This is a genomic window from Streptomyces sp. NRRL F-4489, from assembly GCF_001509485.1.
GTDB lineage: Bacteria > Actinomycetota > Actinomycetes > Streptomycetales > Streptomycetaceae > Streptomyces.
This window is the reverse complement of record NZ_LLZI01000024.1, coordinates 72,084-85,249: the sequence shown is the minus strand read 5'-3', so window position 1 is coordinate 85,249 and position 13,166 is coordinate 72,084. Positions and strand designations below refer to the sequence as shown.

Here is a 13,166-nt window from a genome sequence, read left to right as displayed (position 1 = left end):
CGCGCGCCTTACGCGTCATCGCCCCGGCCGGGCCCCCCTACGCCTCCTCGCCGTCCTGCTCCCCGTTCAGCCGGTGCAGCAGCCGGGCGAGTTCGGCGACCTCGGCGCGGTCCCAGGAGGCCAGCCGGCGAGCGTAGCGGGCGCGGCGGGCGGTGCGGACGCGGTTGAAGCGGTGCCGGCCCTCGTCGGTGACGCGGACCAGGACCGCGCGGCCGTCCGCCGGGTCCGGGGCGCGGGCGACCAGGCCGAGCTGCTCCAGGGCGTGCAACTGGCGGCTTATGGTCGCCTTGCCCACGCCGAAGTAGGCGGCGAGGTCGGTGGCGCGCTGGGCGCCGGCGTCGGCGAGCCGCACCAGCAGGCCGTACGCGGCCGGTTCGAGGTCGGGGTGGACCTCGCGGGCCAGTTCGCCGGAGGAGGCCCGGGCGCGGCGCAGGAAGACCGCCAGTTCGCGTTCCAGGGAGAGGAACGCCGGGTCGACGCCCATCGGCTCGCCGTCCCCCGTGGTGCCGCCGCTTCCGGTCTCGTGCACGTCAGCGCCCTTTCCCGCCTCGTCCCGCGTGTCCCGCTCCTTGCGCCGCGTTCCCCGCGCCGCGCCTTTCGGCGGGCTGAAAATTTCCGTTCCGGGCGGACGGAGAGCGCAGTTGGGCCAGTATTTCGCAGGAGTAGACCAACGGCAGCCCGCGCCCCCCTCTTGTCACGGGGGTCTACGCGCGTATCGTCATTTATGGCATGGCCGCGCCAAGCGCCCGTGCCGGTTCCCCCCTCCAGAACCGTTCCGTTGCGCAGCGAACCGTTCCGTTCCACGTCATCGCACCGTGATCGACCGAGATCTCCGGAGGCACGCCATGTCCGTGCTCAGATCCGGCTCCCCCCACCGCTCCGCGCGCTCCCGCGCGACCGTGGCCGGGATCCTCCTCGCGACCGTCTCCCTGCTCGCCGGCCTGCCCGGAACGGCCGGTGCCGCGGCCCCCGGGCACGCGCCCGAACCGCGCCATCCCGACCAGGACTGGGCCGGCTCCCAGATCGCCAAGCACGAGGGCGCCCGCACCGGCGTCCTGCCGCCGCTGCCCTCGCTCACCGCGTCCGTCGAGGGCGTGGACGTCAGCAGCCACAACGGCAACGTCGCCTGGTCCACGCTGTGGAGCAGCGGCGTGAAGTTCGCCTACGTCAAGGCGACCGAGTCCACCAGCTACACCAACCCGTACTTCGCGCAGCAGTACAACGGCTCCTACAACAGCGGCATGATCCGCGGCGCCTACCACTTCGCCACCCCCGACACCTCCAGCGGTGCCGCCCAGGCGAACTACTTCGTGGACCACGGCGGGGGCTGGTCCAAGGACGGCAAGACCCTGCCGGGCGCGCTGGACATGGAGTACAACCCGTACGGCGCGACCTGCTACGGGCTGAGCGCGGCCGGGATGGTGAACTGGATGAAGGACTGGTTCGCCACGTACAAGGCGCGCACCGGGCGGGACGCGGTCCTCTACACCTCCACCAGCTGGTGGAGCCAGTGCACCGGCAACTCCACCGCCTTCGGCAGCATCAATCCGCTGTGGGTGCCGCGCTACGGCTCCACGGTCGGTGAACTCCCGGCCGGCTGGGGCTTCCACACCATCTGGCAGTACACCTCGTCCGGGCCGACGGTCGGCGACCACAACCGCTTCAACGGCGCCTACGACCGCCTCCAGGCGCTGGCCAACGGCTGACCGCGCCGCGGCGGCCGGCCCGTCCCGCCGGGGGGAGCGGGGCGGGCCGGACCGCCGGGCGCGCCGGGCCGTACCGGGCCCGGCGGGCCGTTACGCGGCCAGCGGGACCTCGGGCCGGGCGCCGCTCGCGGCCGGGGTCAGGGCCAGCTCCAGCACCTGCCGGACGTCCGCGACCGGATGGACCGTCAGTGTGTCCAGGACCTCGGCGGGGACGTCGTCCAGGTCCGGTTCGTTCCGCTTGGGGATGATCACGGTGGTGACGCCGGCCCGGTGCGCCGCCAGCAGCTTCTGCTTGACGCCGCCGATCGGCAGCACCCGCCCGGTCAGCGAGACCTCACCGGTCATCGCCACGTCCGGGCGCACCTGGCGGCCCGACAGCAGCGACGCCAGCGCGGTGGTCATCGTGATCCCGGCGCTCGGACCGTCCTTGGGGACGGCGCCGGCCGGGACGTGCAGATGCACACCGCGCTCCTTCAGATCGCCCACCGGCAGCTCCAGCTCGGCGCCGTGCGAGCGCAGGAAGGACAGCGCGATATGCGCCGACTCCTTCATCACGTCGCCCAGCTGGCCGGTGAGCGTCAGCCCGGAGCCGCCGGTCTCCGGATCGGCCAGCGACGCCTCGACGTAGAGCACGTCGCCGCCGGCGCCGGTGACCGCCAGGCCGGTGGCCACACCGGGCACCGCGGTGCGCCGCTCGGCCGGGTCCTGGGCCGACTCGGGGATGTGGTGCGGGCGGCCGAGCAGCGGGCGCAGCTCCTCGGTGCCGATGGTGAACGGCAGCTCCCGCTCGCCCAGTTCGTGCTGGGCGGCGACCTTGCGCAGCAGCCGGGCGATCGACCGCTCCAGATTGCGCACGCCGGCCTCGCGGGTGTACTCGCCGGCCAGCTTGCGCAGCGCGGCCTCCTCGATCACCACCTCGCCCGGCTCCAGACCGGCCCGCTCCAGCTGGCGCGGCAGCAGGTGCTCGCGGGCGATGACGACCTTCTCGTCCTCGGTGTAGCCGTCCAGCCGGACCAGCTCCATGCGGTCCAGCAGCGGCTCGGGGATGGCCTCCAGGACGTTGGCGGTGGCCAGGAACACCACGTCGGAGAGGTCCAGTTCGACTTCGAGGTAGTGGTCGCGGAAGGTGTGGTTCTGCGCGGGGTCCAGCACCTCCAGGAGGGCGGCGGCCGGGTCGCCGCGGTAGTCGGAGCCGACTTTGTCGATCTCGTCCAGGAGGACGACCGGGTTCATCGACCCGGCCTCCTTGACGGCCCGCACGATCCGGCCGGGCAGCGCGCCGACGTAGGTGCGGCGGTGGCCGCGGATCTCCGCCTCGTCCCGGACGCCGCCGAGCGCGACCCGGACGAACTTCCGCCCCATGGCCCGCGCCACCGATTCGCCCAACGACGTCTTTCCGACCCCTGGCGGCCCCACCAGCGCCAGCACCGCGCCGCCGCGGCGGCCGCCGACGAGCCCGAGCCCGCGCTCGGCGCGCCGCTTGCGGACCGCGAGGTACTCGGTGATCCGCTCCTTGACGTCCTCCAGCCCGGCGTGGTCGGCGTCCAGCACCCGCTTGGCGCCCGCGATGTCGTAGGCGTCCTCGGTGCGCTCGTGCCAGGGCAGCTCCAGGACGGTGTCGAGCCAGGTGCGGATCCAGCTGCTCTCGGGGCTCTGGTCGCCGGCCCGCTCCAGCTTGCCGACCTCCTTCAGGGCGGCGGCGCGGACCTCCTCGGGGAGGTCGGCGGCCTCCACCCGGGCGCGGTAGTCGCCGCTCTCGTCCTCGGGGTCGCCGTTGAGCTGGGCCAGCTCCTTGCGGACGGCCTCCAGCTGGCGCCGCAGCAGGAACTCCCGCTGCTGCTTGTCGACGCCCTCCTGGACGTCCTTGGCGATGGACTCGGCGACGTCCTGCTCGGCGAGGTGGGCGCGCAGCGCCTCGGTGGCGGCCTTCAGGCGGGCGACCGGGTCGGTGGTCTCCAGCAGCCGGCGCTTCTGCTCGGCCGTCAGGAACGGGAGGTAGCCGGCGTTGTCGGCCAGGGTGGGCACGTCGTCGATCCCGGTGACGCGGTCGACGACCTGCCAGGCGCCGCGCTTGCGCAGCCAGCTCGTGGCCAGCGCCTTGTACTCCGTGACGAGCTCGGCGACCGCCCCGGGGAGCGGGTCGGGGGCCTTCTCCTCCACGGCCGTGCCCTCGACCCAGAGCGCGGCGCCCGGACCGGTGGTGCCGGCGCCGATCCGCACCCGGCCCAGGCCCCGGATCAGGGCGCCGGGGTCCCCGTCGGACAGCCGGCCGACCTGCTCGACCCGGCCGAGCGTGCCGATGCCCGCGTACGTCCCGTCGAAGCGGGGCACCAGCAGCACCTTGGGCTTGCCGCCCGACGGGTCGGCGGAGGCGGCGGACTGGGCGGCCTCGACCGCGGCCCGCACCTCGGTGTCGGACAGGTCCAGGGGCACCACCATGCCCGGCAGGACGACCTCGTCGTCGAGGGGCAGCACGGGCAGGGTGAGCGGTGTGGACTCTGTCGGCTCAGCAGTCATGATCTCCCCTTCGGCAAGCAAGTTGAGCTGTACCCACTCAATGCTGGGGAGACCGCGGATGTTCCCCGTCCGCTGTTCGCTGAGAGCGAATCAGGAACGGCAACTCCGGTACGAGCGACGGCGCATGGGGCGCGGGAGGAGCTACCAGTGGGCGGGGCGGCGCAGCCCCTCCGGGAGCCGGGTGGCCGCGTCACCGCGCGCGGCGTTCACCTGGGCCTGGGTCAGGAAGATCGCGCCGGTCAGGTCGGCGCCGCGCAGATCGGCGTCCCGCAGATCGGCGCCGATCATGTCAGCGGACCGCAGGTCGGCGCCGCGCAGATCGGCCGCGATGAGGTACGCCCCGCGGAGGTTGGCGCCCTGGAGGCCGGCGCCCTTGAGCCGCGCCCCCATCAGGTCCGCGCCCCGCCGCTCCTTCTTCCGGCCCGGCACCTTCGCCCGGACCAGCTCGCTGACCCGCAGCAGCAGGGCGTTGACCGTGGCGCGGTGCCCGGCGACGTCGACCGCGGCCAGCTCGGCGGCGGTGCCGAGGGTCAGCCGCTCGGTCGCCGCCAGCGCGTCCCGCAGCTCCGCGCGCACCGGGCGGGCGGCCGGCAGCGCCACCGCCTCGGTGAGGTACCACAGCAGTTCGTGCAGCTGCCGCATCACGCCGAACGCCTCGAACATCGGCCGGGCGGTCTCCGGCGCGCTCCGCCAGTCCGTACCGCCGAAGGTGACCTGGGAGACCTTCTGGCCGGCGCCGAAGCACTCGAAGACCGTGCACCCGGAGAAGCCGCGCGGCCGCAGCTCCTGGTGGATACCGCAGCGGAAGTCGTCCCCGAGGTTGGCGCAGGGCCGGCCGGCCTCCTTGTCCACCGCGAAGTCCGCGGACCGGGCGAACGGCAGCGCCACACAGCACAGCCCGAAGCAGTCACCGCAGTCCGACAGCAGCGGCAGCCGGGCGCCGCCCTCGGCCTGCGGGGCGGCGGAGCGGTCCTGGGCTGGGCGGCGCGATGGCGACACGGTCTTCTCGGCTCCTGCACTCGGCGGGCGCCTCCGGACGGCACCCGCGTAGGCCCCATTCTCCGCGAGCGAGCGAGCGGGCGTAGGACAGCGGCCAGACCGCCAGGCCCTCAGCGCGTCCGCACCGCCCGCAGCGCCGGATGCCCCAGGTCGCCCAGCAGCGGCGCGGGCCCGCCGCGCCGCGCGTGCCAGTGGCGCAGCAGCGGCCAGGCGGCCACCCCCAGGGCCAGCGCGAGCAGATGGCCCCAGTCGGTCATCGGGTCGAGGTACTCCATCAGCCCGGTGAGCGCCTGGTAGCCGGCGCCGGCCAGGACGGGCAGCCGCGCCCAGCCCGGCAGCAGCCCGGCCAGCGCCCCGGCGCAGGTCATCACGCCGAAGCTGATCCCGTAGTCCAGGCGGTGCAGCGAACTGTCCGGCAGCCCGCCCGCGGCGACCGAGAAGCCGACCGGCAGCTCGGTGGCGAGGGTGGCCAGCGCGTGCCCGCCGAAGAACACCGCGGCCGTCCGCACCCCGCCGATCCGCCGCTCCAGCGCGGTCAGGACGAAGAGGAACGCGACCGCGTACCCGGTGGCGAGCCCGCCGGCGCTCCACAGCGCGCTGGCGACCAGCACCAGCAGCGGCGCCCGCGCGAGATGCGTCACGTCCGTACTGGAGCCCTGGAGCAGCCGGGAGACCAGCGCCGGGTCGCCGTACTCGGCGAAGAGCGAGGTGGCGATCAGCAGCAGCGCGTACCAGAAGGTGAACGGGGTCCCGGCGGGCGTGGGCAGCAGCCGCCAGGGCCACGGACCCGGCCGGCCGCGGCGGCCCGGCCCGCGCGCCACCGAGGAGGCCGAAACCGGGTCCGGGTCCGGAGCCAAGGGCCCACGCTGCCGCGGCATCCCCTCGAGCACCACCGCCGCGCCGCTCTCCGCCGCGCCGCCGTCCCGCCCGGCCGCGACCGCCCCCTGCGCCCCACCGGCCATCGCCAGCCCCCTTCCGCCGCCCCGGGCACCGTCCGGGCACCACTGTGGCCGACCAACCCATGAGTCAGCTGTGTGAGTGACATCCCTCACAACTCCCGGCCCCCGTGCGGGCTGCGCACCGGCCCGGGCACGGCCCGCAAAGGCGTTGGACCGCCGCGCCCGGCGTTGGCCAAGATGGTCCGCATGGCTCCCGTACCTCCCTGGCATCCGACCGCCGGCCCCGGGCCGGCCGTACGCACCCTCGACCGCCGCGAGGGCCCCTACGGAGAGGTGGCGCTCCGGCAGCGCGACCCGGGCGCCGGGGCGGCCGGGCCGGTGTACGAGATCATCGCCAACGGCTGCTTCCTGATGGACACCTCCGACGGCCGCTCCGAGCGGCTGCTGGTCGACGCCGCGCTGGCCGCGCTCCCGCCGGACCGCCCGGCGCCCTCGGTGCTGATCGGCGGCCTGGGCGTCGGCTTCTCACTGGCCCGGGCGGCGGCCGAACCGCGCTGGGGCCGGATCGCGGTCGCCGAGCGGGAGCCGGCGGTGATCGACTGGCACCGCGCCGGCCCGCTGTCGGCGGTCTCCGGCCCGGCACTGGCCGACCCGCGCACCGAGATCCTCGCCACGGACCTGGTGGCGCACCTGCGCGAGGAGGCCGCCCCGGGCGCGTACGACGCGCTGTGCCTGGACATCGACAACGGCCCCGACTGGACCGTCACCGAGGACAACGACAGCCTCTACTCCCCCGCCGGCCTGGCCGCCTGCCGGGCCGCGCTGGCGCCCGGCGGCGTGCTCGCGGTGTGGTCGGCCCAGCCGTCCCCGGCGTTCGAGAAAGCGCTGGCAAATGCCGGTTTCGCGGGCGTACGGACGGAAGAGATCCCGGTTGCCCGAGGCGTCCCGGACGTGGTCCACCTCGCGCTCCGGGCCGCGTAGGGCGCGTAGCCGACGGTCACACCATGCCCTTACGCTGCTGCCCAGCAAGACGCGACCACGCAGGGCACATGCAGGGGCGGGCGATGGACCAGACTCAGACAACCCAGGGCGGCACCACCGCGGCCACGCCGGGCGCCCAGCGCCGGGTGCTGGTCGTCGAGGACGATCCGACGATCGTCGACGCCATCGCGGCCCGGCTGCGCGCCGAGGGCTTCCAGGTGCAGACCGCCACCGACGGTCCGGCCGCGGTGGACACCGCCGAGGCGTGGCAGCCGGATCTGCTCGTCCTCGACGTGATGCTGCCGGGCTTCGACGGGCTGGAGGTGTGCCGCCGGGTGCAGGCGCAGCGCCCGGTGCCGGTGATGATGCTCACCGCCCGGGACGACGAGACCGACATGCTGGTCGGCCTCGGCGTCGGCGCCGACGACTACATGACCAAGCCGTTCTCCATGCGGGAGCTGGCCGCCCGGGTGCATGTGCTGCTGCGCCGGGTCGAGCGGGCCGCGCTGGCCGCGCACACCCCGCGCAGCGGCATCCTGCGCCTGGGCGAGCTGGAGATCGACCACGCCCAGCGCCGGGTCCGGGTGCGCGGCAACGACGTCCACCTCACCCCCACCGAGTTCGACCTGCTGGTCTGCCTGGCGAACACCCCGCGCGCGGTGCTCTCCCGCGAGCAGCTGCTGGCCGAGGTCTGGGACTGGGCCGACGCGTCCGGGACGCGGACGGTCGACAGCCACATCAAGGCGCTGCGCCGGAAGATCGGCGCCGAGCGGATCCGCACGGTGCACGGCGTCGGCTACGCCCTGGAGACCCCGCCCGCATGAGCCGCCGGTGGCGGGCGCGGGCGCGGGCCCTGTGGGACCGGGTCTGGGAGGCGCTGCGGCCGCTGGATCCGTACCGCTCGGTCAAGGCGGCGCTCGGCGCGCTGGTGATCGTGTCGGTGATCATCACCACCCTGCTGGTGTTCGTGGCGATGCACTCGGCCACCGAGCTGCGGGTGATCACGGTCTTCTCGATCATCGCCTCGCTGCTGATCACCCAGTTCGTGGCGACCGGCCTGACCGCCCCGCTGGGCGAGATGACGGATGTCACGCGGTCGATGGCGCACGGCGACTACACCCGCCGGGTGCGCGCGGACCGCCGGGACGAGTTCGGCGACCTGGCCGACGCCTTCAACCGCATGGCCGCCGACCTGGAGGCGGTGGACACCCACCGCAAGGAACTGGTCGCCAATGTCTCCCACGAGCTGCGCACCCCGATCGCGGCGCTGCGCGCGGTGCTGGAGAACGTCGTCGACGGGGTCTGCGAGCCGGACTCCGACACCATGCGGACGGCGCTGAAGCAGACCGAGCGGCTGGGCCGGCTGGTGGAGCACCTGCTGGACCTCTCCCGGCTGGACAACGGCGTGGTGCCGCTGCACGCCCGGCGCTTCGAGGTCTGGCCGTATCTGTCGGGGGTGCTCAAGGAGGCCAATATGAGCCGCGGCGCCTCGACCCTGTCGGGCCTGGCCGGCTCCGGCACCCACACGCGTACGGACGTCCACCTGCACCTCGACGTCTCGCCGCCGGAGCTGACCGCGCACGCGGACGCCGAGCGGCTGCACCAGGTCGTGGCCAATCTCATCGACAACGCGATCAAGCACAGCCCGCGGCACGGCCGGGTCACCGTGCGGGCGCGGCGCGGCGAGGGGCCGGAGAGCCTGGTGCTGGAGGTGCAGGACGAGGGGCCGGGGATCCCGGAGTCGGAGCGCTACCGCGTCTTCGAGCGGTTCAACCGCGGCGGTCCGGGCCCCTCGGGGCCGGGCACGGACGGCGGTACGGGCCTGGGCCTGGCGATCGCGCGCTGGGCGGTGGATCTGCACGGCGGCCGGATCGGGGTGGCCGAATCACCCCGGGGTTGCCGGATCCGGGTCACTCTTCCGGGGCTGGAGTCAGCCCGGGGCTGACGCCGGCTGACGTAGGGTCGGTGGTGGAAGCACTCAGTCCGGGGTGCCCCGGCGATGCGCGCTACCCGCACACCGGCAAACTCCGTGTGTTTCCCGCCAAGTCGTGCCACGAAACCTTCTTCTGAATGTGACGTGCGCGACGAGTGACCCTCCCGGACTGCACCAAAGGTCACAAGAGGCGTAGCCTTTATTCCCGCTGTCCACCACCTTAGGAAGCGGAAGAGGGCGGTTGCCGCCGTGTCGCTACAGTCCCCCAACAGTGCGAGTGTCTCGACCGATCAGGATGAGCAGGGGAAGAATCCCGCTGCCGCGTTCGGTCCCAATGAGTGGCTCGTCGACGAGATCTACCAGCAGTACCTCCAGGACCCGAACTCGGTAGACCGAGCCTGGTGGGACTTCTTCGCCGACTACAAGCCGGGCGGCGCCACCGCGCCGGCCAAGCCCGCGGAGGGCTCGGCCCCGGCCCCGTCGGCACCGGCCCCCGCGGCCCCCGCCGCGGCGCCGAAGCCTCCCGCCGCGCCCCCGGCCGCGCCGGCCACCCCGGCCCCCGCCGCGAGCGCCCCGGCCGCGCCGGCCGCGCAGCCGGCTGTGGCCAAGCCCGCCGCGAAGCCCGCGGCCAAGGCCCCGGCGAAGACCCCGGCCCCCAAGGCCGAGGCCGACGGCGCCGCCCCCGAGGCGCCCGAGTTCGTCACCCTGCGCGGCCCGTCGGCGGCCGTCGCGAAGAACATGAACGCCTCCCTGGAGCTGCCGACGGCCACGTCCGTCCGCGCCGTCCCGGTGAAGCTGCTGTTCGACAACCGCATCGTCATCAACAACCACCTCAAGCGCGCCCGCGGCGGGAAGGTCTCCTTCACGCACATCATCGGGTACGCCATGGTGCAGGCCCTCAAGGCCATGCCGTCGATGAACTGCTCGTTCGCGGTCAAGGACGGCAAGCCGACGCTGGTCAAGCCCCCGCACATCAACCTCGGCCTGGCGATCGACCTGGTCAAGGCCAAGGGCGAGCGCCAGCTGGTGGTCGCGGCCATCAAGAAGGCCGAGACCATGAGCTTCTTCGAGTTCTGGCAGGCGTACGAGGACATCGTCCGCCGGGCCCGGGACAACAAGCTCACCATGGACGACTTCACCGGGGTCACCGCGTCGCTGACCAACCCCGGCGGGATCGGCACGGTCCACTCGGTGCCGCGGCTGATGCCCGGCCAGTCCATGATCATGGGCGTCGGCTCGATGGACTACCCGGCCGAGTTCCAGGGCACCTCGCAGGACGCCCTGAACAAGCTGGGTGTCTCCAAGGTCATGACGCTGACCAGCACCTACGACCACCGCGTGATCCAGGGCGCCGCCTCCGGCGAGTTCCTGCGGATCATGAGCCAGCTGCTGCTCGGCGAGAACGATTTCTTCGACGACATCTTCAAGTCGCTGCGGATCCCCTACGAGCCGGTCCGCTGGCTGCGCGACATCGACGCCTCGCACGACGACGACGTCACCAAGGCCGCCCGGGTCTTCGAGCTGATCCACTCCTACCGGGTCCGCGGCCACGTCATGGCCGACACCGACCCGCTGGAGTACCACCAGCGCAAGCACCCCGACCTGGACATCACCGAGCACGGCCTCACCCTGTGGGACCTGGAGCGGGAGTTCGCGGTCGGCGGCTTCGCCGGCAAGTCGATGATGAAGCTGCGCGACATCCTGGGCGTGCTGCGCGACTCGTACTGCCGCACCACCGGCATCGAGTTCATGCACATCCAGGACCCCAAGCAGCGCAAGTGGATCCAGGACCGGGTCGAGCGCCCGCACAAGTCGCCCGAGCGCGACGAGCAGCTGCGGATCCTGCGCCGGCTGAACTCCGCCGAGGCGTTCGAGACGTTCCTGCAGACCAAGTACGTCGGCCAGAAGCGGTTCTCGCTGGAGGGCGGCGAATCGGTCATCCCGCTGCTGGACGCGGTCATCGACTCCGCGGCCGAGGCGCGGCTGGACGAGGTCGTCATCGGCATGGCCCACCGCGGCCGGCTCAACGTCCTCGCCAACATCGTCGGCAAGTCCTACGCGCAGATCTTCCGGGAGTTCGAGGGCAACCTCGACCCGAAGTCGATGCACGGCTCCGGCGACGTGAAGTACCACCTGGGCGCCGAGGGCACGTTCACCGGCCTGGACGGTGAGCAGATCAAGGTCTCGCTGACCGCCAACCCCTCGCACCTGGAGGCCGTCGACCCGGTCGTCGAGGGTGTCGCCCGCGCCAAGCAGGACATCATCAACAAGGGCGGTACGGACTTCACCGTCCTGCCGATCCAGCTGCACGGCGACGCCGCGTTCGCCGGCCAGGGCGTGGTCGCCGAGACGCTGAACATGTCGCAGCTGCGCGGCTACCGCACCGGCGGCACGGTCCACGTCGTCATCAACAACCAGGTCGGCTTCACCGCCGCCCCGGAGTCCTCGCGCTCGTCGATGTACGCGACGGACGTGGCGCGGATGATCGAGGCCCCGATCTTCCACGTCAACGGCGACGACCCGGAGGCCGTGGTCCGCGTCGCGCGCCTCGCCTTCGAGTTCCGCCAGGCGTTCAACAAGGACGTGGTCATCGACCTGATCTGCTACCGCCGCCGCGGCCACAACGAGTCGGACAACCCGGCCTTCACCCAGCCGCTGATGTACGACCTGATCGACAAGAAGCGCTCGGTGCGCAAGCTCTACACCGAGTCGCTGATCGGCCGGGGCGACATCACCCTCGAAGAGGCGGAGCAGGCGCTCCAGGACTTCCAGGGCCAGCTGGAGAAGGTCTTCACCGAGGTCCGGGACGCCACCTCGGCGCCGGCCGCGCCCGAAGTGCCGCAGCCGCAGGCCGAGTTCCCGGTCCACGTGGACACCGCGGTCTCGCAGGAGGTCGTCAAGCGGATCGCCGAGTCCCAGGTCAACATCCCCGACCACATCACCGTCCACCCGCGGCTGCTGCCGCAGCTCCAGCGCCGGGCGGCGATGGTCGAGGACGACGCGATCGACTGGGGCATGGGCGAGACGCTGGCCATCGGCTCGCTGCTGATGGAGGGCACCCCGGTCCGGCTCGCCGGCCAGGACTCCCGCCGCGGCACGTTCGGCCAGCGCCACGCGGTGCTGATCGACCGGCAGACCGGCGAGGACTACACCCCGCTGCTGTACCTCTCCGAGGACCAGGCGCGCTTCAACGTCTACGACTCGCTGCTCAGCGAGTACGCGGCGATGGGCTTCGAGTACGGCTACTCGCTGGCCCGCCCGGACGCGCTGGTGATGTGGGAGGCGCAGTTCGGTGACTTCACCAACGGCGCGCAGACCGTCATCGACGAGTTCGTCTCGTCCGCGGAGCAGAAGTGGGGCCAGACCTCCGGCGTCACCCTGCTGCTGCCGCACGGCTACGAGGGCCAGGGCCCGGACCACTCCTCGGCCCGGATCGAGCGCTTCCTCCAGCTGTGCGCGCAGAACAACATGACCGTGGCGATGCCCACGCTGCCGTCGAACTACTTCCACCTGCTGCGCTGGCAGGTGCACAACCCGCACCACAAGCCGCTGATCGTCTTCACCCCGAAGTCGATGCTCCGGCTGAAGGCGGCGGCGTCGAAGACGTCGGAGTTCACCACCGGCGGCTTCCGCCCGGTGATCGGCGACAGCGAGGTCAAGCCCGGGGACGTCCGCAAGGTCGTGTTCTGCTCCGGCAAGGTCTACTACGACCTGGAGGCCGAGCGGGTCAAGCGGGGTGCGTTCGACACCGCGCTGGTCCGGATCGAGCGGCTGTACCCGCTGCCCGGCAAGGAGCTCCAAGCGGAGATCGCCAAGTTCCCGAACGCCGAGAAGTACCTGTGGGCGCAGGAGGAGCCGGCGAACCAGGGTGCCTGGCCGTTCCTGGGTCTGAACCTGATCGACCACCTGGATCTGGCGGTCGGCGCCGACGTCCCGCACGGTGAGCGCCTGCGCCGCATCTCGCGGCCGCACAGCTCCTCGCCGGCGGTCGGCTCCGCCAAGCGGCACCAGGCCGAGCAGGCCCAGCTGGTGGCGGAGGTCTTCGAGGCGTAACGCCCCGGAGTCCCGCGCGCCGCGGCGCTTTCGCGAAGGGCCCGTTCCCCCTCCGGGTGGGGCGGGCCCTTCGGGGTG

At 72.9% G+C, this 13,166-nt stretch carries 9 protein-coding genes; 5 read left to right on the top strand and 4 right to left on the bottom strand.

Features of this window, described 5'->3' with window-relative positions; genetic code table 11:
- Window positions 1–37: 37 nt before the first annotated feature.
- Window positions 38–484 (bottom strand): MarR family winged helix-turn-helix transcriptional regulator, encoded by a 447-nt coding sequence (locus ADL22_RS04265; RefSeq protein WP_066974012.1) that lies wholly within the window; start codon window positions 482–484, stop codon window positions 38–40.
- A 361-nt stretch (window positions 485–845) separates the two neighbouring features.
- Here ADL22_RS04265 and ADL22_RS04260 point away from each other — a divergent pair, with 361 nt between their 5' ends.
- Window positions 846–1,706: a lysozyme gene (locus tag ADL22_RS04260; RefSeq protein WP_066973976.1), complete on the top strand. Its 861-nt coding sequence runs from the start codon at window positions 846–848 to the stop codon at window positions 1,704–1,706.
- A gap of 90 nt (window positions 1,707–1,796) precedes the next feature.
- Here the strand turns inward: ADL22_RS04260 and lon are convergent, their stop codons facing one another.
- The 3 genes from lon to ADL22_RS04245 form a co-directional block, all read right to left on the bottom strand.
- Window positions 1,797–4,223 (bottom strand): endopeptidase La, encoded by a 2,427-nt coding sequence (gene lon, locus ADL22_RS04255; protein ID WP_066973973.1) that lies wholly within the window; start codon window positions 4,221–4,223, stop codon window positions 1,797–1,799.
- Window positions 4,224–4,364: 141 nt separating this feature from the next.
- A complete protein-coding gene (locus ADL22_RS04250) occupies window positions 4,365–5,222 on the bottom strand; it encodes a pentapeptide repeat-containing protein (RefSeq protein ID WP_066973971.1) in 858 nt (285 codons plus the stop codon).
- Window positions 5,223–5,332: 110 nt separating this feature from the next.
- Window positions 5,333–6,184, bottom strand: coding sequence for a rhomboid-like protein (locus tag ADL22_RS04245; protein ID WP_066973969.1), 852 nt, complete (start codon window positions 6,182–6,184; stop codon window positions 5,333–5,335).
- A 183-nt stretch (window positions 6,185–6,367) separates the two neighbouring features.
- Between ADL22_RS04245 and ADL22_RS04240 the strand changes: the two genes are divergently transcribed.
- The 4 genes from ADL22_RS04240 (at window position 6,368) to ADL22_RS04225 (ending at window position 13,088) form a co-directional block, all read left to right on the top strand.
- On the top strand, window positions 6,368–7,102 hold the full coding sequence (locus ADL22_RS04240; RefSeq protein WP_066974011.1) for a spermidine synthase: 735 nt from the start codon (window positions 6,368–6,370) through the stop codon (window positions 7,100–7,102).
- 83 nt (window positions 7,103–7,185) lie between these two features.
- On the top strand, window positions 7,186–7,926 hold the full coding sequence (locus tag ADL22_RS04235; protein ID WP_066973967.1) for a response regulator transcription factor: 741 nt from the start codon (window positions 7,186–7,188) through the stop codon (window positions 7,924–7,926).
- On the top strand, window positions 7,923–9,047 hold the full coding sequence (locus tag ADL22_RS04230) for a HAMP domain-containing sensor histidine kinase (protein WP_066973965.1): 1,125 nt from the start codon (window positions 7,923–7,925) through the stop codon (window positions 9,045–9,047). The genes ADL22_RS04235 and ADL22_RS04230 overlap by 4 nt, the downstream gene beginning before the upstream one ends.
- A 237-nt stretch (window positions 9,048–9,284) precedes the next feature.
- The gene (locus tag ADL22_RS04225) at window positions 9,285–13,088 is read left to right on the top strand and encodes a multifunctional oxoglutarate decarboxylase/oxoglutarate dehydrogenase thiamine pyrophosphate-binding subunit/dihydrolipoyllysine-residue succinyltransferase subunit (protein WP_066973963.1); all 3,804 of its coding nucleotides are present in this window, start codon (window positions 9,285–9,287) and stop codon (window positions 13,086–13,088) included.
- Window positions 13,089–13,166: the final 78 nt, after the last annotated feature.